The 22,011-nt window shown below is 44.4% G+C and carries 18 protein-coding genes; 5 read left to right on the forward strand and 13 right to left on the reverse strand.

Annotation, left to right across the window (positions count from 1 at the left end; translation table 11 throughout):
* Positions 1–110: 110 nt before the first annotated feature.
* The 11 genes from QZZ41_RS11895 to QZZ41_RS11945 form a co-directional block, all read right to left on the reverse strand.
* The gene (locus tag QZZ41_RS11895; protein WP_295072342.1) at positions 111–4,901 is read right to left on the reverse strand and encodes a cohesin domain-containing protein; all 4,791 of its coding nucleotides are present in this window, start codon (positions 4,899–4,901) and stop codon (positions 111–113) included.
* Positions 4,902–4,956: 55 nt separating this feature from the next.
* A complete protein-coding gene (locus tag QZZ41_RS11900; RefSeq protein WP_295072344.1) occupies positions 4,957–7,698 on the reverse strand; it encodes a hypothetical protein in 2,742 nt (913 codons plus the stop codon).
* A gap of 97 nt (positions 7,699–7,795) precedes the next feature.
* Entirely contained in the window at positions 7,796–8,671 is an 876-nt protein-coding gene (locus QZZ41_RS11905; RefSeq protein ID WP_295072347.1) for a cohesin domain-containing protein, read from the reverse strand.
* Positions 8,672–9,187: 516 nt separating this feature from the next.
* Positions 9,188–10,444: a CapA family protein gene (locus tag QZZ41_RS11910; RefSeq protein ID WP_295072350.1), complete on the reverse strand. Its 1,257-nt coding sequence runs from the start codon at positions 10,442–10,444 to the stop codon at positions 9,188–9,190.
* Between the two features lie 292 nt (positions 10,445–10,736).
* Entirely contained in the window at positions 10,737–11,741 is a 1,005-nt protein-coding gene (dusB, locus tag QZZ41_RS11915; RefSeq protein WP_295072353.1) for a tRNA dihydrouridine synthase DusB, read from the reverse strand.
* The gene (locus QZZ41_RS11920; RefSeq protein WP_074714493.1) at positions 11,734–12,225 is read right to left on the reverse strand and encodes a GtrA family protein; all 492 of its coding nucleotides are present in this window, start codon (positions 12,223–12,225) and stop codon (positions 11,734–11,736) included. The genes dusB and QZZ41_RS11920 overlap by 8 nt, the downstream gene beginning before the upstream one ends.
* 642 nt (positions 12,226–12,867) lie before the next feature.
* Entirely contained in the window at positions 12,868–13,725 is an 858-nt protein-coding gene (locus QZZ41_RS11925) for a CPBP family intramembrane glutamic endopeptidase (protein WP_295072360.1), read from the reverse strand.
* The gene (locus QZZ41_RS11930; RefSeq protein WP_295072363.1) at positions 13,715–14,479 is read right to left on the reverse strand and encodes an ABC-2 transporter permease; all 765 of its coding nucleotides are present in this window, start codon (positions 14,477–14,479) and stop codon (positions 13,715–13,717) included. The genes QZZ41_RS11925 and QZZ41_RS11930 overlap by 11 nt, the downstream gene beginning before the upstream one ends.
* Positions 14,479–15,246 (reverse strand): ABC-2 transporter permease, encoded by a 768-nt coding sequence (locus QZZ41_RS11935; RefSeq protein WP_295072366.1) that lies wholly within the window; start codon positions 15,244–15,246, stop codon positions 14,479–14,481. The genes QZZ41_RS11930 and QZZ41_RS11935 overlap by 1 nt, the downstream gene beginning before the upstream one ends.
* Positions 15,247–16,125, reverse strand: coding sequence for an ABC transporter ATP-binding protein (locus tag QZZ41_RS11940; protein WP_295072369.1), 879 nt, complete (start codon positions 16,123–16,125; stop codon positions 15,247–15,249).
* Positions 16,118–16,501: a GntR family transcriptional regulator gene (locus QZZ41_RS11945; RefSeq protein WP_074714488.1), complete on the reverse strand. Its 384-nt coding sequence runs from the start codon at positions 16,499–16,501 to the stop codon at positions 16,118–16,120. The genes QZZ41_RS11940 and QZZ41_RS11945 overlap by 8 nt, the downstream gene beginning before the upstream one ends.
* 399 nt (positions 16,502–16,900) lie before the next feature.
* On the opposite strand from QZZ41_RS11945, the gene rsmD reads away from it, so the two are divergent.
* From rsmD to QZZ41_RS11970, 5 genes are all read left to right on the forward strand, one after another.
* Entirely contained in the window at positions 16,901–17,458 is a 558-nt protein-coding gene (rsmD, locus tag QZZ41_RS11950; protein ID WP_295072374.1) for a 16S rRNA (guanine(966)-N(2))-methyltransferase RsmD, read from the forward strand.
* Positions 17,455–17,946 (forward strand): pantetheine-phosphate adenylyltransferase, encoded by a 492-nt coding sequence (coaD, locus tag QZZ41_RS11955; RefSeq protein WP_028518567.1) that lies wholly within the window; start codon positions 17,455–17,457, stop codon positions 17,944–17,946. Before rsmD ends, coaD begins: the two co-directional genes overlap by 4 nt.
* Positions 17,947–17,951: 5 nt before the next feature.
* Positions 17,952–18,449, forward strand: coding sequence for a vacuolar-type H+-ATPase subunit H (locus QZZ41_RS11960; RefSeq protein WP_074714486.1), 498 nt, complete (start codon positions 17,952–17,954; stop codon positions 18,447–18,449).
* A gap of 204 nt (positions 18,450–18,653) precedes the next feature.
* Positions 18,654–19,112, forward strand: a complete 459-nt coding sequence (locus QZZ41_RS11965) for a DUF2975 domain-containing protein (protein ID WP_295072379.1) — start codon at positions 18,654–18,656, stop codon at positions 19,110–19,112.
* A 10-nt stretch (positions 19,113–19,122) separates the two neighbouring features.
* On the forward strand, positions 19,123–19,365 hold the full coding sequence (locus tag QZZ41_RS11970; protein ID WP_295072382.1) for a helix-turn-helix transcriptional regulator: 243 nt from the start codon (positions 19,123–19,125) through the stop codon (positions 19,363–19,365).
* Between the two features lie 18 nt (positions 19,366–19,383).
* On the opposite strand, the gene QZZ41_RS11975 is transcribed toward QZZ41_RS11970, so the two are convergent.
* Together QZZ41_RS11975 and QZZ41_RS11980 are read right to left on the reverse strand one after the other, a co-directional pair.
* Positions 19,384–20,034, reverse strand: coding sequence for a DUF3592 domain-containing protein (locus QZZ41_RS11975; RefSeq protein ID WP_295072385.1), 651 nt, complete (start codon positions 20,032–20,034; stop codon positions 19,384–19,386).
* Between the two features lie 89 nt (positions 20,035–20,123).
* Positions 20,124–21,941: a phosphoenolpyruvate carboxykinase (GTP) gene (locus tag QZZ41_RS11980; RefSeq protein WP_295072388.1), complete on the reverse strand. Its 1,818-nt coding sequence runs from the start codon at positions 21,939–21,941 to the stop codon at positions 20,124–20,126.
* Positions 21,942–22,011: the final 70 nt, after the last annotated feature.

Here is a 22,011-nt window from a genome sequence, read left to right on the forward strand (position 1 = left end):
TTTCGCTGAAAATTAAGCTTTTTCGGGTTAATTATATCATCTTTTTCACGTTTTTTCAAGCGGTTATTTATGTAAAAAAAGCACGCCTTTCGGCGTGCTTTTTATAACTTTTATGCACCAAATCTTGCTGTTCCGAGAACCTCGTTCCAGATATCGTAATTTGATACATCATTGTAGTCAGATGATGACCTTCTTGCATAGTATGCAAGGATCTTAGAAGCATCGTTAGAGTCGATTCTTCTCATGTTGGTAGAGTAAGAATTAGAATCGCTTATAAGCTTTCCGTTCTTCTTTGTCTGCCAGTTGTCTGCGCTCCACTCATTTGTATTTACATCTGCGAGGAATGCAGCGAGTTCGTCGAGCTCATCTGTAGGTGACTCAACCTTTAAGCCTGCAACTGTGCTCTGGAGTTTTACGTCATATACATCTCTGCCATTAGAAGAAATGCTTGCGTAGTAACGGAGAACAGCAGATGCGTCAACTGAATCTACCATGTTATCAAGTGTTGCATCGCCCTTAACGCCGATGTAAGCAGTCACTGTAAGTGGCTTGCCGTCCTTGTCAACGAGCTGCATATCACCATAGTAAACAGGTACATCGTACTTGAAGTCATCTATAGTTGTCTGCTTCGGAACGTGTGTACGAGCGTTATACTCGCTCTCAGGTGTAGCACCATTGAAGTTTACAAGATCATAGTTGATCTCAGCTCTTGGTACTTCGTAACCGCCTTCGTATACATCAATGATCTCGAGCTTAACTACCTGATCCTTGTTGAATCCGCCCTTCTGTCCGTCTGCACGAACACCGTTATCATGGCTGAAGTAGTAACCTACCTGAGTCTTGATAGTAGCATATGAGCTCTTATAACCTGTTGATGTTACTGAAGTTGTAGATGTGGTTGAAGTTGTGTTAGAAACCTCAATACCGCCACCTGATGTCGGGTTAGTTGTAGATGATACATCCTCACCCAAATGACTTGTATTAACAACTGTTGTTGTTGAATCAACAGTTGTTGTTGTTTCACCAGGTGTAGCTGTTGTTGAACCGCCAGGTGTAGCTGTTGTAGATACGCCAGGTGTAGCTGTTGTTGAACCGCCAGGTGTAGCTGTTGTAGATACGCCAGGTGTTGCTGTTGTTGAACCGCCAGGTGTAGCTGTTGTAGATACGCCAGGTGTTGCTGTTGTTGATTCACCAGGTGTAGCTGTTGTAGATACGCCAGGTGTTGCTGTTGTTGACTCACCAGGTGCAGCTGTTGTAGATACGCCAGGTGTTGCTGTTGTTGACTCACCAGGTGCAGCTGTTGTAGATACGCCAGGTGTTGCTGTTGTTGACTCGCCAGGTGTTGCTGTTGTAGATACACCAGGTGTTACTGATGTATCAGCAACTGTTGTTGTCTCAACAGGTGTTGAAACATCTACTGTTGTTGTTTCAACAGGTGTTGTTGAAACGTCAGGTGTCGTTACAGATGGTGTAAGAACTTCGATATTACCTGGGATTGTAAGAACGTGATCTGAGATATCAAATCCGTCTTCATCGCTTACAAAGAGGTCCTTGATAGATACAGGGATCTTTGAACCAGGTGTAGCATCAGCATCGATCTTATATGTAAGCTCGATAACTACTGAACCGTCAGCAGCTACGTGTGCCTTGCCTGTACCTGTTGTGAATAAGAACTTAGCAGTGCCGTCTGTCATCTTGATATCAGCACCGTAAGATGACTTATCGCCAGCCTTAACGAGCTGTACCTTACCGTCAGCGTCCATCTTGAACTGAGCACCGCCGATACCAAGGTTTACACCCTTCTGGTCGTTTACAATAACTCTTACAGTTACTTCTTCGCCAGGGTATGCCTTTCCGCCTTCAACTACCCATGCGATAGATCCCTTAGGAACTTCATATGGAGCTGTTGTAGTTACGGTTGTTGTAATCGGATCAGTAAGTTCAGGACCAGTAAAGCCTGTACTTGTTGTAGGTGGATTTGTACCTTCTATAGTTGTTGTTGAACCAGGTGTAGCTGTTGTTGAACCGCCAGGTGTTGCTGTTGTTGAACCGCCTGGTGTTGCTGTTGTTGAGCCGCCAGGTGTAGCTGTTGTTGAGCCGCCAGGTGTAGCTGTTGTTGAACCGCCAGGTGTTGCTGTTGTTGAACCGCCTGGTGTTGCTGTTGTTGAGCCGCCAGGTGTTGCTGTTGTTGAGCCGCCTGGTGTTGCTGTTGTTGAACCGCCAGGTGTAGCAGTTGTTGAGCCGCCTGGTGTAGCAGTTGTTGAACCGCCTGGTGTTGCTGTTGTTGAACCGCCAGGTGTAGCAGTTGTTGAACCGCCAGGTGTAGCAGTTGTTGAACCGCCAGGTGTAGCAGTTGTTGAGCCGCCTGGTGTAGCTGTTGTTGAACCGCCTGGTGTTGCTGTTGTTGAACCGCCAGGTGTAGCAGTTGTTGAACCGCCTGGTGTTGCTGTTGTTGAACCGCCTGGTGTTGCTGTTGTTGACTCACCAGGTGCAGCTGTTGTTGATGTGCTTGTAGTTGACTGTGTTGACGGGTTAGGAGCTAATGTTGTTGTAATGTGATCAACAACTTCGATATAACCGTTGCGTCCTTCTACAAGCTTAGAAAGATCATAACCGTCTTCATCAAATACCTTAAGAGTTCCGTCTGCAAAGTTTACAGCATATTTGCCTGGCTTTGTATCAGCAGGAACTGTGAAAGTAAGAGTTGCTACCTTTGAGTTATTAGCAGCAACGATATTCTTGCCAGTTGCGCTTGCAAACAAGAACTTCTGGACATCATCGTTTGATGAGATTTTTGAATCACCATAAGCAGCGGAATTCTCGTTTACTGACTTATAGTTTACGCCGTTTGCGTTTTCGATGATGAACTGTGCACCACCAACGCCGAGCTTAGAACCTGAAGGATCGATAACAGTAATATCAAGTGTTACTGTCTGGCCAGGTTCAGCCTGAGTTGAACCGATCTGCCATGCAATACCGCCCTCAGGAGTTGGAACAACTGTAGTTGTTGTAGTTGTTACTGTTGTTGACTGTACTGTTGTAGTTGTTGGTTCAACAGGGATTTCCTTGTTGATGTAGATAGCACCGTCAACGAACTTAACGTTCTTAGTGATATCAAATCCGTCCTTGTCGCTTACGAACTGCTTAGCCCATGTTACAGGGTAAACGCCGTCAGGACAATCCTCAGGAACGTGGAATGTAAGTGTGAAGAGGTCATCGCCAGCCTTAGCTGTCTTGCCGTTTCCACTTGCAGTGTAGAATGTGAACTTCTGCTTGTCGTTTGTTCTGAGATCCTCACCATAAGGCTTACCTACTGCTGACTGGTAAGTTGGAGGAGTTGTACCAGCGATCTCGAACTGAGCACCTGCTACAGGAAGATCACCCTTGCCCTGAACCTTAACATTCAGAGTAACGTCCTTGCCCTTCTCACCGGTAACATTAGGAATTACCCATGATACTGAACCGTCAGTATTAGCATCACCTATAGTGATAGAACCGTCCTTGAAGATTACGTTGTTTGTAAGATCGTAACCGTCAGCATCACTTACGAACATTTCAGACCATGAAACAGGGTATACGCCATCTGGTGTACCTGCAGGGATATCGTATGTGATAGCAAGGATAGTTGAACCGTTTGCTGCTGATACAGCCTTACCTGTGCTTGTTCTGAACATGAACTTGCCTGTCTTGTCATTATTTGACATATCAGAAGGATAAGCCTTACCAGCTTCAAAGCTTGAGTTTGTGAATGTAGAGTCAGTCTTTACCTTGAACTGAGCACCTGCAACTGCGAGTGCGCTGCTCTTAGGATCGTTGACTACAGCCTTGACTGTTACAGACTTTCCAGCCTCGCCCTTAACATTGTCGAGTACCCATGATACCTGACCGTTTGAAGGAACATCACTTGTAACCTTGATGAGACCGTCAACAAAGTTTACTCTTGAAGTGAGGTCAAATCCGTCTGTATCACTTACAAACTGCTTGGACCATGTAACAGGGTATTCGCCCGGCTTGCAGTCCTCAGGAATTGTGTAAGTGAGAGTCATGATAGTTGCATTATCGCCTGCAACTATACCAGCACCTGCTGTGTTGCCGAACAAGAATGATGTCTTGCTCTCGTTTGTGCTGATTTCCTTAACATATGCTCCGCCTGTAGTAAACGACTTATACTTGATCTTTGACTCAGCGTCAACGTCGATCTTGTACTGTGCGCCAGCTACAGCAACGGATGCATTGTCCTTGTTTTTAACGTATGCTTTGACAGTTACTGTCTCTCCGGGATAACCGGTAACAGTGTCAAGTACCCAGTCGATCTTTCCGTCGCCTGTATCCTTAACTACCTTTACAGCACCGTCTGTAAATTTAACTTTGCTTGTGATATCATAACCATCAGTATCACTAACGTTTCCGTTAGCCCACTTGATAGCATATGTGCCCTCTTCACAATCCTCAGGGATTGTATATGCAAGAGTAAATACTGTTGCACCTTCAGCAGCAACCTTCTCGATTCCATTGCTGTCATCGAAGAGGAACTTTGTTCCCTTACCATTGTCGCCGATATTTGATGCATAAGCATCTCCGCCTGTTACGGACTTGTATTTAAGAGGTGATGCAGCATCAACGTTGAACTGTGCGCCTGCAACCGCAAGTGAGGAATTCTTTGCCACAACGGGTATTGTTACCGTCTGACCTGGTGCTGCAGTTACTGTCGGGATCAGCCATTCAACTGAACCGTCAGAAGCGGTTTTATTAGCAGAAACATCCAATACTTCGCCCATACTAAAGTTAGGCTGCGAAACAGATAAACTGCCCGCAGCACTAACTGGTAACGAAGCAAATGCACTTGCCATGACTGATACAGTCATGGCAGCGGATGTAACTGCTGAAAGCAGTTTTTTCATCAGTGCATTTCCTTTCCGAGCATTATCGCTCTATTAACTTAGTGGGTTTAAGGGATCAGTCTGTAGGAATTGAACCCTTTTCGAGGATGTACATTGCTATAGCTTCTGAATCAGCAGCTGTAAGCTTAACTGTTGAAGGATCGATGCCCTTGCCGTCCTTGCTCTGTGGAGCAACTACGTCTGCGTTAACCTTACCCTGAGCTGTTACGTTAGCCTTTGTTGTTGGGTTCTTAACGATGTATGAAGGATCGTTAAGGAGTCTGTTAAGAACAACTATATCAGCTACGTTAACTGTACCGTCACAGTTTGTATCGCCCCACATAGTTACGTCGAGCTTGCCTGTAGAAGGTGTAACAACTGTTGTTGTTGTACCAGGAGTTGTCTCTGTAACAGTTGTTGTCTTAGAAGTTGATGTTGTTGTAACAGTTTCCTTAGTTGTTGTTGTTGTACCCTCACCAACAGTGATTGTAAGAGGAGTTACGCCTGTTGTGTAGTTGAACTTTGTATTGTCCTTGAAGATCTTGCACTGTGCAAAGTCAACTGTGTATGTACCATTTGGTGTACCAGCAGGAACAACTACTGTGAGCATGAATGCTGACTTGCCGTTGTCTGCTGTAAGAGGTGTGTCGCCCTTAAGTGTAGCGTAGTTAGCGCGGAGCTCAGCAAGGTTTGTAGAAACTGTCTTGCCTGAGAATGCGTTTGCGCTGTCAAGGATCTCAGAGATCTTGATGCCGCTTGAAACCTTGAACTGAACGTCGAGAGCTGAGATCGGATTTGTGCCAGCTTCGATGTTTACGTCAACAGGGATCTCAACATCCTTGCTTACGTCCTTAACGTTAACTGTGCTGCTGCCCTTATCGTCAACGAACTTGAAGTTTACGTCGCCAACTGTAGGCTGAGTAACTACTGATGTAGTCTTTGTTGTTGTAGCAGAAGTTGTTACTTCAGGTGTTGTTACAACAGGTGTTACAACAGGTGTTGGATCACCAATTGTGATTGTGTAAGGTGTTACGCCTGTCTCATAATTGAACTTTGTATTGTCCTTGAAGATCTTGCACTGAGCAAAATCAACTGTGTATGTACCCTCAGCTAATGTTGCAGGAACATCAACTGTGAGCATGAATGCTGACTTACCGTTATCAGCTGTAAGAGGTGTGTCACCCTTAAGTGTAGCGTAGTTAGCGCGGAGCTCAGCAAGGTTTGTAGAAACTGTCTTGCCTGAGAATGCGTTTGCGCTGTCAAGGATCTCAGAAACCTTAAGGCCATCTGAAAGCTTGAACTGAACGTCGAGAGCTGAGATTGGATTTGTGCCAGCTTCGATGTTTACATCGAGTTCGATTGACTTGGATTCGCCCTTCTTGAGATTGATTGAGCTCTTTCCGTCTGTATCAACAAAAGCAAACTTAACAGGTGCGTTTGGATTAGCAACTGTTGTTACTGTAGGAGCAGCTGTTGTTGTAGGAGTTGTTACAACAGGTGTTACAACAGGTGTTGGATCACCAACAACGATTGTAAGAGGTGTTACGCCTGTTGTGTAGTTGAACTTTGTATTGTCCTTGAAGATCTTGCACTGTGCAAAGTCAACTGTGTATGTACCATCAGGTGTACCAGCAGGAACGTCTACTGTGAGCATGAATGCTGACTTACCGTTATCAGCTGTAAGAGGTGTATCACCCTTAAGTGTAGCGTAGTTAGCACGGAGCTCAGCAAGGTTTGTAGAAACTGTCTTGCCTGAGAATGCGTTAGCGCTGTCAAGGATCTCAGAGATCTTGATGCCGCTTGAAACCTTGAACTGAACGTCGAGAGCTGAGATTGGATTTGTACCAGCTTCGATGTTTACATCTACAGGAATTGATGCAGACTTACCTGACTCAACCTTTACAGTGCTGTTGCCCTTATCGTCAACGAACTTGAAGTTAACGTCGCCGTTTGAAACAGGAGCCTGTGTAACTACAGTAGTTGACTGTGTTACAGGAGCCTGTGTAACTACAGGAGCCTGTGTTGTTGTTGTAGTTGGTTCAGTTGTAGTATCATCTTTAACAACGATTGTGAACTCTTCAGTCTTGAGCTGCTTGTCGCCGTTCTGAGCCCTGAGAGTATATCTTGAACCGTCGCCTTCAACCATTGGGCATGGGTTGTCGTTTACGCCTGAAGCATCTGTGTTATAGTCACAGTATGTAACCTTGTAAGTACCAGCCTTGATGTTAGATGAAAGCTTTGTCTCAAATACATAGAATGGGTAAGCATCTGATGTTTCACCAGCCCATGCATAATCAACGCCCTTGTTCATCCATGAGCAGCCGAGGAAGTAATTGTCTGTCTTAGCTGCTGACTGTGATGAGTCAAGACCGAATACGTACTCACCAGCAGGCTTGTAACCTGATCTTGCGCTCTTGCAGAAGCCAGCCCATGAGATGTAACGGTCTGTCTTGAATTCAACGCCGCCAAGTGTGTATGTCTTAGCTTCATCGAAATAAGAATCAAGGCCTGGATCATAGTACTTGAAAGAGATGTCCTTAGAATCTGTTGTGAGAGAAACAAGGAGTGAATCTGTTGTATTAACAGTACCTTCTGAATAGTAAACAGCTGTAGGAATTACATAACCATCAGCACCGATATCTTTCTTATCGATTGTGATTGTATTCTTTCCTGAAGCAGCAGAAGGATTCTGAGGATCATATGTTTTAATAGAAAATCCCTTAGTAGTGTCTGCGGCACTTACAGCTACTGGAGTAACCACAGATACCATTGATGCAACCATAGCTGCAGCTGTGATTGCAGAAAGTAACTTTTTCATTTGTAATAATTCCTTTCTCTAGGTTTTTAAGCCTATTAATAAAACATAAATTGGGTTTTTATTCCTTTGTAAGGGGGACAAATCAGATAATCTCGGATCAAAGTTCAGAGATGCTCTTGAGGAGCCACTTCTGAATCTTAGCAGCGTCACCGTTAGTAACGCCCTTAGAGCTTGAATCTACGTCAGCATTAGCTTCGCCTACTGCTGTGATGTGGTGTTCATCACTACCATTTACGCCATACTTATTTGGATTAGCAAGGCTCTGCATAATGAGAACGATATCCGACATATCAACTTCACCGTCACAGTTTGCGTCTCCGCGCTTTGTAGCGGTTGGGCCCTGTGTTACAATGGTTGTTGTAGTTGTTTCAATCTTACCAACTGTAACAGAACCATCTGATGTCTTGACGTCAAGCTTTACGGGCTTGCCGTTTGACTCATATCCGCAGCCGATAGTAGCATTGGACTTCTTTGAACCGTAGAATGTCTCACGTTCAATTGGGGTGATCTTGAGGTCATATGTACCATTCTTAGCACCGCTTGCAACAGTACCGTTGATAGTACAATATACACCGTTACCCTTGAGCCAATAAGAAGCATCATCAGTAGCAGTTGACCAGATCAGGCTCACATAACCCTCTGTCTTATTGATTGAACTTTCAAAGCATGGTGAAAGTGAAGCTGAGAGATCAGCCTTATCTACGCCCTTATTAATAAGAGCTCCTGCTTCTACGGAATCAATTGTGAGAGCGCTGCTATCATAAGTAATAGCAAAATCGAGTGCCTGAATGCCGGACGATGGGATATCAGCTAAAGATACGTCCACTGAGAATTTGCTACCCACCTCTGCGCTTGTTTTGCCAACGGATATCTGCACTGTTTCGCCGGCAGCTGCAACAGGTGCAAGTGAGCAGACTGAAAGTGAAAGCATCGTAGCAGCGATAGCTCCGACGACTACCTTTTTTGTCTTCATTATTTTTTCCTCCTTCTTCGAAAATGTTATATAACAAAGGAACGGGGTGCCCCTTTAATTATATCTTGTCTTGAATGCAGCGGATACATCGTTCCGCCTCTCTGCAAAACCGTTTCACCGATATACGAATGAGACCTGAGTGCAAAGCGGTCGGCTCTGAGCCGCTGCCAGTCACACGAACTCGCACAGACGAGGAATTTTCTTTTTTCACTGAGACGTATGTACACGCTCGCCGAAGATTTCCTCAGCTGTCAGCCCCTGACTGAGATCATTGCTCTGCAAGCAGCGGTTTTGTCGTAAGACGCATCACACTGCCGTGATGAGATTCTAATCCCATAACTATATTTATTCATGATTTCATTATATATCAGGTCTAAAAAAAAGTAAATAGGTTCATACTGTTTTTGGTGTTTTACCTAAACAGCAAATCTGATTTTTGCACGGTTTGCACAATGATATTTTTCTCAAAAAACCACCGTTAAAGCTGTTTTTTGAACAAGAAATGAATTTATCAAATTATTTATCGAGTTTGCGGAATTCAGCAGGAATTTGCTCCTCGATTATGCGGTTTATAACGTCCCAGCCGAACTCTGTATAAGTACCCTGAGGTATCGCATACGGAAGTCCGTGACGCTCTGCAAGCTCTTCCGAATACTTGCTGTAGGGATAGACTTTCATATTTGAAAATCCGTCCTCGTAGTGGACTATAGTCGGTATACAGCCGACGTTTTCAAGCGAGACTTCATTGGTCTCACCGTCAACAACGATATCAAAATCGGGAAGCTCGCCTACAACATTGAAGTTGTCGGTCTGAGCACAGATGAAATTACCCATTGAGTAATAAACAAATCCTCGTGTACCGTCGTCGCGCTCTATCCATTCCATAGTTTCTGCGGTATGTGTGTGGCAGCCGAGTATCACATCAGCACCCCAGTCTACCATTTTGTTTGCAAGCTCTATTCTGTCCTCAGTAACGACGGTGGTATCATCTTCGCCCCAGTGAGCAGAAACAATGACAACATCTGCCTTTTGTTTTGCTTCCTTTATCTGGCGTTCGATAACGTCCTCCTCTTCGTTCTTGACAACTCTGAGCGGAACATCATTAAGCAGATCATCAAAGCCGTTGATATGGTGCGCATACGCAAGAAAAGCGATCTTTACGCCGTTTACCTCGCGGACTCTGATATTATTTGCGTCCTCCTCATTTAAATAAGCACCGAGAACTGTAAGGTTGTTTTCCTTAGCCTTCTTATTCCAGAAGTTTATAGACTCTTCAAGTCCGTCAGTGCCCATATCGAGCAGGTGGTTGTTTGCCATAGTAATAACGTCGAAGCCCAGATCTATCACAGCATCTGCGACCTCAGGCGGCGAGTTGAACAAAAGCACTCCGCCCTCTGCGCCTCGCACCTCATTGCTTTCCGATATAACAGTTTCCTGATTAAGTATAGCCAGATCAGCACCCTCGATAAGATATTTTACTTCGGAATACATGGGCTTGAAATCGTATCCGTTGCCGCCTGCGAGATTTTGCGCATTCACATTAACAGAATGATGTATGAGATTATCGCCTGCCGCTATGACATGAACGACCTTATCAGGTACTTCGGTAGTAGGCTCTTCTGTTGTCTCTGCAGGTACATCAGTAGTTGTTACCGCCGCAGAAGTTGTTGCCTCGGGATTTGACTTTCCGACAACACCGCAGCTTACTCCGCCGACTATGATAGCCGCAAGGAAAGCAGCTGCACCAACAGCACGTCCTTTTCTTAATTTCATAAGGTTCTCCTTTATAAAACAGCAAATGTCATAAAGACAAATACTGTTTTCTCACTTATTATATCACATTATTTTTCATTTGGCAATTACAAATTGTATCAAACTTAAATGAATTTACCAGGGGTTTTATTGACAAAAAGATTAAATTGCAGCTTGGAACAACGTATTTTCGGCAAATCCTAAGGCACTACTTTATTTTTGACCGATATTTGTTCATTCATACAAAGTTTTTTGTAAAAATTTGTAAGATTCGTCAATAAAATCGTTTTTTGTCCACTACGTATACAAAAAATTACATTATGTTAATTTCACGTGATCTCTGCAATTCAATAAACTCTTCCGCCAATGCTTCGGCTTCCGCATAAGATGAAAGCTGATAACAGCGTCCGCGGAATTTTGCAGATCCATAATATCCGTTCATATACCATGCCGCGTGTTTGCGTGCTTCGTGCATTGCAAGCTCTTCACATTTTTCGCTGAGTTCCAGTATCAGACGTATATGTTCGAGCATTACCTGCATTTTTTCTTCAAGTGTGGGAGGAGTGTAAGCTGTCCCTTTCATTCCCGCTTCTATCTCTCGAAACAAAAACGGATTGCCATAGCTTCCCCGTCCTATCATAACGAGGTCGCAGCCCGTCTGCTCATACATCTCCCTGCACGTTTTAAAGTCAGTTACATCTCCGTTGCCTATAACGGGTATGCTCACTGCGCTTTTGACAGCCTTGATAACGCTGTTGTCAGAGCTTCCGCTGTAATACATATCTCTTGTACGTCCGTGAACGGTTATCGCCGCAGCTCCCACTGCTTCCAGTGCCCACGCCAGATAGGTAGCATTTATGCTGTCATTGCTCCAGCCGCTGCGTATCTTTACCGTTACGGGAGTATCTCCTGCCGCTTTTACGGCAGCCTCTGTAACTGCCGCAGCCAGCTTTATATCCTTCATAAGTGCAGAACCTGCACCTGTGCCGACTACCTTAGGGACAGGACAGCCCATATTGATATCTATGATATCGGGGTTATAATCAAGGACTATCTTTACAGCCTCAGCCATGAACTCAGGCTCGCTGCCGAAGAGCTGTATCGCCATAGGACGCTCCTCGTCCGTAACGGTACACAGCTCTGCTGTTTTGCGGTCGCTGTAGCATATGCCCTTTGCGGACACCATTTCGCTGACCACATAAGCTGCTCCGTATTTCTTGCACATAAGCCTGTACGCACGGTCGGCTACGCCTGCCATAGGTGCAAGTGCAGCTGTGCGCGCTATCTCGACATTGCCTATTTTTAATGTATCACTCATGCGCACTCTCCGAAGCAGTATTGTCCTTGTTCTTGAAAACAAAGACCTTGCTGAGTATATAGTTTGCAATAAATATCAGTATCTGACTGAGGAATGTGATAAGTGTCTTGCTCATGCCGAGCCAGTCACAGCATACAAGGAATATGACCTCTTCCATTCCCAGTGTGGCAAGTCTCGCACCATAAAACGAAGCGAATACCTTCCAGAATTCCTTTGATGTTTTTGTCTCGTTCTTGAAAACATACTTCTTGTTGGTGAAGAACGCAAAAGTCACCGCACATATCCACGAGAATACAACGCCTGCCGTGCTCTCCCACTTTGGTTCACCGGGAACGAACTTGAAAAGCAGCAGCTTTGTAACTATGGATACGACTGTTGTAAGTCCTCCGAAAACAAGATAAAGCCATTTCTCTTCATATTTATAATATATATTCTGGAGCGGCTTCGGCAATATGGAAACACACCACTTTATGAATTTCTCCATTTCAACTATCCTTTCAAAAATACAATGCTTATATATAATAGCAGTTTATGAAAGCAATTGCAAGTCATTTCATGCAATTTTTTGCAGAATGCTGACATTTTCGTGCAAAATGTATCACCTCCTCCACCATATACAAACGAACAGCAGCGCAAAAACGTGACATTTATTTGCATAAAAAAGCCCGAAAGCAGTTTAGGACATACGATATATGCTTATATAAAAGTTTTTGGGAGAGATTGTAAGGAACGCCTTCTCTTGCAAGGCGACCCTAATCGGGTCCGGCACCCTCTGTCCTACGGACATCTCCCTGCACAGCAGGGAGTCACCCTCTTCAAAAACAGTCCACTGGACTGTTTTTGAATTCACCCTTTGCGAGGCGCCTTCGTATTATTTCGCTGTTCTCTAAAAACTTGGAACAGCGACCAGAGACGCTGTCTCTGACCTAACCGGTACGTCCCCTCTGTCGCGTTGCGACATCTCCCCATTTTATGGGGAGTCACTCTGCCAAAGGAACACAGTCCCTTTGGAATCCCGTTCATACGCTCAGCAAGTTATTTTGCGAACCGTATTTTAAACGAAAATTAGCCCCAAAGCAACTCAAGTGCATCGGGGCTATACTTCTATATTATTATTGATTTTATATCACGCTTTTTTCTTTCTGCATATCAGCACCATGCAGATGATACCGCATATGATTATCATCGGAAATACCGATATTATCAGCATCCAGAACTCATTTGTCCTGTACTCGAACTTTTTATCATCAGCATTTACGGTAAACATACTGAATACGGAAGTCAGAAACATATCAAGTATCATGTGGGAAAGTGCCGCAGGATATACGGAGTTCGTACGCTTGGTCAGCCATGTGTAGAAAGCCGATATGAATATGCACATCACTGTCATTGCCATAAATCCGCCGTAAGGGAAGAAATCGTAATCCCTGCCGAAGTCGTAGCCGTAAGCAAGGAGCGGTCCGTGCCAAAGTGCCCATATGATACCCGTGACTACCACAGCCGCAGATGTGGGCATGAGCTCCTCAAGCTTTGGCGTAAGATAGGCTCTCCAGCCCAGCTCCTCGCCGAGACCGTGTAAAGCCATTGCAACACCTGATGCAAATGCTATCAGCAGATTTGCTGCGGTCATTGTGCTGTCGGCGAAAAATCCGCTGTCCCATATGCTGCCGTTCTTCACTATGAACAGATGAAGTATCAAAGCACTGATAAACGGAAGAACTACGGGATATATCACAGCTGCTCCGTAATACTTTCCGCTTTTTCTTTTGCCGAAGCCGAGAAATGCGTCACGGAAGCCCTCTTTTGTTACAATTCTTGTGATGACCACAGCTACGGCAGGAAAAAGCATAAGCGTAATGCCTGCCACTGCACTTGTAAGTCCGCCCTTTTTGTCCGAAAAGACAAAGCCGAGAATGTATACAGGCAGATATGCAAGAACTAAATATAAAGCGATACGGAGCAGAGTTTTCTTCTTATTTTGCATAATTCTCAACTCCTTTCAGATACCACTTCACGGAAAGTCTGTAGGACAGGTAGTACAGCGGCATTACAACCACAGCTATTATGCCTATCCAGAGATATACCTTTTTCATTTGTTCGGGATCATGGACAAAATTGAAAAATCTGTCCCAGAATGTCTCCAAATTCGCAAACATGGAAGTATCACCGAACAGAAAATATACAAACAGCACTATACATAAAAGTACAACGATACACGACTTGACCATATTCCCCACCTTTGTACCAAAACGGAATACCAGCGGATACTCTATGGCTCGGAAAAGCAGCTGCATGAAAAATCCCATTATAGTAACGGCTGTGGCATCTATGGTCAGGCTATCCATGTCATTCTGGATAGCCTGCATTATAGTCATTATCGTAACTACAAACATTCCCGTAATCATTACCATAAGGTACTTTACGCCGATAAAACCATTTACGCCCGTAGGTGTAGAGGTGATATAATAAGCCCACTTTTTCCGCTCATCTTCGATGATAAGAGTGTTCTGAAATGCGGCAAAAAACATGAATGCCATGAAACAGCTCGTAAGCCACAGCAATCCCATAATATTCATCAGCATCTGCTCCTGCTGAGCATCATTGAACGTTTTCTCTGCTTCGATCTCCGACAACTTGGTAACAATGATTATCACAACAGGATATACCATAGTACCTATAATGCTGAAAATAAGCTTTCGGGCGTTGAGCCTGAATTCCTTATAAAGAAGTCCCGTCATCAGTAACGCCTCCTTTTTAGTTCCTTAACTGTCCAGAAATAGCACAGCACAAGGCTGCCGACAATTAGAAACGGTGCGGATATCTTCGCTATATCCATGATCTTCACTCCATACGGCTTAATGATCTGCATTAGAGCCTCTTCATCTTGAAGATCGGGATATCGCGTCTGAGCCTCTTTTATGCAGTATATTATGAACTTCACGCCGCCGTATATGGCTGCTGCCATAGGAATAAACAAAACTGTCATAACCGACATTACCGACTTGCCAACGGTCATGCTCCTCAGTGCCAGCGGCAGAGTGAGAAACGAAACAGATACTATGGCAGCCATAGCAGCAAGATTTTTGATGTGCTCCATGCTCACTCCCTTTTTGGCAGCAACACCGAGTACCACTTCTCCAAAAAATGCAAGCACAAAACCCATAACAAGCAGCAGTATACGAACTATGAGTTTTGAAGCTGCCACTTTCTTTTCATCTATGGGCAGCGTATAGGAATAAAGCTGCCAGCGAGACTGATAATCCTTGTATACTACATCGTTCTGTGCGGCTGATAATCCCAGAAAAGCCATTAATCCCGTATACAAGTAAGCCTGCGGATAAAATGTCTCAAGCATCTGCGCATTTTCTTCGTCTTTTGCAAGATTGCCTGCATAGGTGCTTATAAATACAAGAGCTAACGCAAACAAAAATCCCAGAAAAACAGCTATAGTAAGAACAAGTGCTTTTCTCATGAGGTAAAAATCACGGTAAATAAGACCTTTCATTTATCTCCACTCCTTTTTGCCGCGGTTGACATAGTAAAGCATGATATCTTCAAGAGTAGCAGGATCTATGACCGCGCCAGAGTATTTACGGCTGCAGGTAGCCTTGTCGGAAACCATTACCTCTGCACCGAAATCGGACACCCTCGCACTTACGATATCCTCTGGAGCGATGTCCTTATAGTCAGCCTTAGTGCATTTGAGTATGCCGTGACTTTCGAGGATATCGTCCTTATAGCCGCTTATGAGCAATTTACCCTTGTCGATAAAGGTAACACTGTCGGCTATTTTGTCAAGGTCGGAAGTGATATGTGAGGACATGAGTATAGAGTGTTCCTCGTTCTGCAGGTATTCAAGGAATATGTCGAGTATCTCGTTTCTTACAACAGGGTCAAGACCTGTGGTAGCCTCGTCCATGATGAGAAGCTTTGCATTGTGAGAAAGTGCGGAAGCTATTTGAAGCTTCATTTTCATACCTTTTGAGAACTTGCCGAACTTCTTCTTTCTTGGCAGCGCAAAACGGTCAAGATAGCCGAAAAACGTATCTGTGCTCCACTCCTCGAATATCTCGCGGAGCACCTTGTCCAGAACTAATGCGTTCATTCTGTCATCGAAGGGCAGCTCGTCAAACACCGCAGCTATCTGCTTTTTAGCCTCATATTCTTCATTTACGCTGTCACAACCGAGAAGTCGTATCTCACCCTCGTCCTTTTTAACTATATTGAGCAGCGCATTTATAGTAGTAGTCTTGCCTGCGCCGTTCTGTCCGATAAATCCCATGATACTGCCCTTAGGCACAGTGAAGCTCACATTGTCGAGAGTAAATCCGTCATATCTCTTTGTAAGCCCCTTGATCTCAATAGCATTTTCATAATCATTCATTTTCTGCCCCTCCGTAAATTAGTTCGAGCATTTCTTTCAGTTCGTCAAGACCGATATCACACTGTCTTGCCTTATCGCAGACCTGTGTGAGCAGGGCTTCTGTCTGGCGGAGATACTCCTCGCGCAGAAGCTCTGTATTCTGTCCCTTGACGAAGCTGCCCTTACCTGTGTACGACTCTATGAAGCCGTCACGTTCCAAATCCTCATAAGCACGTTTTGTAGTGATAACGCTTATGCGGAGCTGCTGTGCAAGTGTACGCATAGAAGGCAGAGCGTCCCCTGCTTTCAGTGTACCGTTAAGGATAAGTCCCTTTATCTGGTCGGAGATCTGCTGATATATGGGCTCACCCGATGAATTGCTGATAATAATATCCATAGTCCACCTCAATATTGTATATATACGTTATACACATTATATCATTTATATACACACTTGTCAATACCCCTGCCAAAAATTTGTGAAACAAATTTTTTAGCGGTTAGTATTTAGTGCATAGTGCATAGTGCATAGTAGAGCGGTATTATCCGCCCACGCTTCCTTACCGCCCGCAATCCCCTTATAACTAAGCTCTATTCACTAATCACTAACCACTCAAATGTGTATATGATAAACAAATGAAAGCAACGTTTTTTAGTCAAAATCGCCTATTTTGAAAAAATAATATAGACAAGATGAAAAAAATAATATATAATAAGATGTATATATAATTCGGTATCCGTATGCCGTAAATGCGGAAACCGCAGTTTTACCGCTGCGGCTTCGGAGCACTAAAACATGAGAGTTATCACAGGCATTGCAAGAGGCCGTAAACTTGTTGCGCCCGAAGGTCTTGACGTAAGACCTACTGCCGACAAGGTCAAGGAAGGTATTTTTTCCGCCGTTCAGTTTGAGCTGGAAGGTGCGCGTGTACTCGATCTCTTCGCAGGAAGCGGTCAGATGGGTATCGAAGCACTCAGCCGCGGAGCTAACCACGCTGTATTTATCGACAGCTCACTCCGCTCTATCAGATGCGTAAATGAAAATCTGCGCAATACAGGCTTTGAACGGCAGTCAGAGGTCATCAACCGCGACAGCTACGATTATATAAAGCTTACCGCTCAGACCTTTGATGTAATAATCCTCGATCCGCCATACAGACACAGCCACATAGCAAATATACTCCCCTTTGCGGCTAAAAAGCTCCGCGACGGAGGTCTTATAATATGTGAGTATGAATGTGAAGCTGATGAGCCTGCGGCTCCCGAGGGATTGGTTCTCAGAAAGACCTACCGCTACGGCAAGATCAATGTCTCTATTTTCTGCAAACCGTCCGAGGAGGTGGCTGAAGAATGAGAAGAATAGCCGTTTGTCCCGGAAGCTTCGACCCTGTTACACTTGGTCATCTTGATATCATAACAAGAGCTTCCAAGCTTTTTGATAAGGTAATAGTCCTCATATCCCGAAATGCAGGCAAGGCACAGCCAAGCTTCACAGCTACCGAGCGTATGCTGATGATAGAACAGGTCACACGCGACCTTGATAACGTAGTAATAGATATACTTGACGGACTTCTAGCGGATTACGTAAGAAATGTAGGTGCTGTCGCTATTGTAAAAGGACTCCGCGCTGTCAGCGACTTTGAATACGAATTCCAGATGGCACTTGCCAATAAAAAGCTTTACGCAGGAGCTGAAACAGTTTTCCTGACCACAGCTACCGAGAATATGTATCTCAGCTCAAGCCTGGTAAAACAGATCGCTTATTTCGGCGGAGATATCAGCCACTTTGTTCCCGAGGATATACTTGAAGATATAAAACAAAGACTTATTAAGGAGAGGTAATCATTATGAGCATTGATGAGATTTTAGAAGAAATGGACGAACTTCTTGACAAGGCGTCCTCTGTCCCATTCGTATCACATAAGAAAGTGATCGACGGCGAGCGTATGCGCGAGCTTATAAATGATGTTCGCCTTAATATGCCTCACGAACTCAAAGAGGCTAAGAAGATCGAATTCGACTGCCAGCGTATTCTCAATGAGGCTAAGCTCAATGCCGAGTCTATCATACGCAAGGCTGAGGAGCGTGCTGCTCAGATAGTTTCACGCGAGGCTATCGTTACAGAGGCTAAGAAAAAGGCACTGGATATGCTCACAAAGGCACAGACAGCTGCAAAGAACCTCCAGCAGAACGCTGCTACATCAGTTGCAAAAATGCTCAACGATACCGAGAATTACTACTCAAGAAATCTCCAGAGCATCAAGACTGTAAAGAGCAAGCTCAGCAGCACTGTTTCAGCTGGTCTCAGCATGAATGGTATCGACAAGAAGAACGGCTTACAGTAAGTTATAAACACAAAAGCTCCCGTAACGGGAGCTTTTATTTATTGTGTTCATAAGAGCGACTGTTTTTATGATCTTGATTATGCATCTCTATAAATTTAAAGCAAGACTTTAAATTATTATTGACACGCTTTAATTTCAGTGTTATAATATAGCTATCAAAAACTTTAAAAACTTAAACTCTTACTTTAAAAAGGAGATGTTATAATGAATGATTCAATATCAAAAGACCTTAAAAAACGCACTTTTGCCGACACATTTATTTCATGTGGGCTATGCTTTGTCGAACTGGCATTCTCAGTATATCACATCATTGAGTACTTCCGCGGCGGTTCGCCCGAGTGCATAAGCAACGCTGTGTACTGCTTCATCATCTTTGCCGAACTTGGACTTCTCAGCCTTATATTGCTTGAGATAAAAAGAACAGGCAAACCTTTCTCAAAGAAGATAATTACAAAGCTCCGCGCAATGTCGCTTATCCTTATAGTCGGAGGCATTATGCCGAGGATCACTGAGATGACAAGCAAGAACGGTAACGAAGCCATATCCTTCACTTTCAGTTCGATGAATATGCTTGTAATATTCTTAGGTATCATCATCGGTATTTTATCAGAACTTTTCGTCTACGGTATGAGTCTCCAGAAAGACAACGACCTTATTGCCTAAGAGGTGCGGAATGGCTATAATAATCAGACTTGACAAAATGATGGCTGACCGAAAAATGTCGCTGAACGAGCTTGCCGAAAGGGTGGGGATGACCAACGTCAATCTCTCCAACCTGAAAACAGGCAAGATGAAGGGTATTCGCTTCGAGACCATGAACGCTATATGCGAGGTGCTCCAATGTCAGCCGGGCGACCTTTTTGAACACGTTAGTCAGCCGAGTGATATTATCGAACACATGAAAAAGCTCCCGTAAAGGGAGCTTTTTACGCCACTACCGATATAACAGCATTTCAATCAAATCCCATATCAGGTCAAACCCCGTTTTGCATATAATTAATATCACTGCTCCCAGTTCTTTCCTTGCTGATATACCATTCTCACGCTTCTTTTTATATTCCTTTGTTCGAGGATAAATGATAAGTCCTGCTATAGAAAACAAAAAGAAAAATATGTGCATGACAAAATTGAATCGTTCTTTCTGCGTTCTCGTAAATCCAAGTGTTAACGGCATGGTCATTATAAAAACTATTACCCATACCACAAAGAGTATTATCGAGCCGATCATATAATTCCGCCACCTAAGCTGCGGCTGCTTATCGCCTTTAACATAAGAATGTCGCGGTCTGTTTTCATCATACAGAACTGTCACAGACTGTCCTTCCTGAAAGCTTACTCCATCTTCATATGTGCACATTGAAGTTTTATATTGCCTGTCGTCAACAAAATAAGCAACTTTCAGAGTATAAACAATCTTTTTCTCTCCACTGTCAGGCTCTTTATAATTCTGCTTCGTGACCTTAACTATCTCCCCGTCCGCCTCAGATGTAAGAGACGATATATCTTTTTCCCGCATATACCAGCGTATCATATACACCATAAAAAGCACCATAACAACGGTTATGCACAAGTATAAAATGAACATGATTCCCCCTCCATATCCCTCGTTTTTGTAAAACAAAAGGCTGCCGCAAAGCGACAGCCTTTATATTTACAAGTTGCTTATATCAGAAATTACTTATTGAGGTTAGCCTCGATCATGTCGAGCTCATCGTAAAGTGCCTGTGGGATATTGGCGCCCTTAGCCTTGATGTCCTCGTCATAGTATCTTCTCATCTCAGCGATCTCCTTCTTCCACTCTTCCTTATCTACTGTGAGGAGCTTCTGGAGAGCAGATGCAGGAACTTCGTCCTCGATGCCCTTGAGGTTGATATCCTCAGCCTTTGGAAGGAATCCGATAGGAGTTTCAACAGCGTCAACTTCGCCCTCAACTCTCTTGATGATCCAGTCGAGAACTCTCATGTTGTCGCCGAAACCAGGCCAGAGGAAGTTGCCCTCTTCGTCAGTTCTGAACCAGTTTACGTTGAAGATCTTAGGAGCCTTGCTGCCGAGTCTTGCGCCCATTTCGAGCCAGTGTGCCCAGTAGTCACCAACATTGTAGCCGATGAATGGCTTCATAGCCATAGGATCGTGACGGAGTACGCCTACAGCACCTGTAGCAGCAGCTGTTGTCTCGGAAGATACAGCTGATCCGAGGTATGTACCGTGTGTCCAGTCGAATGACTGATATACGAGAGGAGCAGTTGTAGCTCTTCTGCCGCCGAAGATGATAGCAGAGATCGGAACGCCCTCAGGATTGTTGAACTCAGGTGAGATGCATGGGCAGTTCTTAGCAGGAGCTGTAAATCTTGAGTTTGGATGAGCAAGTTTCTTGCCCTCAGCTACCCAAGCTTCACCGTCGCACTTGATACCTGTCCACTCAGTTGCATCCTTAGGCGGATTCTCGTTGAGCTTCTCCCACCAAACTGTGTTGTCGCTGTTATCGAGAGCAACGTTTGTGAAGATAGCACCGTTCTTTGTACAAGCAAGAGCATTGTAGTTAGACTTAGCGTTTGTACCAGGAGCAACACCGAAGAAGCCGTTCTCAGGGTTGATAGCGTAGAGTCTGCCGTCCTTGCCTGGCTTCATCCAAGCGATATCGTCGCCGACTGTGAATACTTCATAGCCGTCCTTCTTGTATCCCTCTGGCGGGATAAGCATAGCCAGGTTTGTCTTACCGCAAGCTGACGGGAATGCAGCTGTGATGTACTTAACATCGCCGTTAGGCTTCTTAACGCCGAGGATAAGCATATGCTCAGCCATCCAAGCCTCGTTCTTACCCTGGAATGAAGCGATACGGAGTGCGAAGCACTTCTTGCCGAGGAGAACGTTTCCGCCGTATGCAGAATTGATAGACCAGATTGTGTTCTCTTCTGGGAACTGAACGATATATCTCTTCTCAGGATCAACGTCAGCCTTTGAGTGGAGACCTCTTACGAAATCGTCAGAAGTATCGCCAAGGTTCTCAAATGCCTGCTTACCCATTCTTGTCATGATGTTCATGTTGAGAACAACATAGATAGAATCAGTAACCTCAACACCTACCTTAGCAAGCGGTGAACCGATAGGTCCCATTGAATAAGGGATAACATACATTGTTCTGCCCTTCATTACTCCGTTGTACATAGGTGTAAGAAGAGCCTTCATCTCATCAGGAGCCATCCAGTTATTTGTAGGACCTGCACCCTTCTTTTCCTTTGAGCAGATGAATGTTCTGTCCTCTACACGAGCAACGTCGTTAGCGCGTGTTCTGTGGTAGAGACAATTTGGGTACTTCTCAGGATTGAGCTTGTACATTTTGTCCCAGCTGTCATCAGGAAGTGAAGTAACCTCTTCGATGAGAGCATCGATCTGCTCCTGTGAGCCGTCGATCCAAACTACCTTATCAGGCTGGCAGAGAGCAACCATCTCGTCAACCCACTTTAATACATTGGGATTTTTTGTCAGTGACATTGTATATTACCTCCTAAAGTTTATCATAAATAAGCGGTTCGCATACCGCTAAAACAGAACGATCGGCAAA

The organism is Ruminococcus sp., assembly GCF_016283395.1.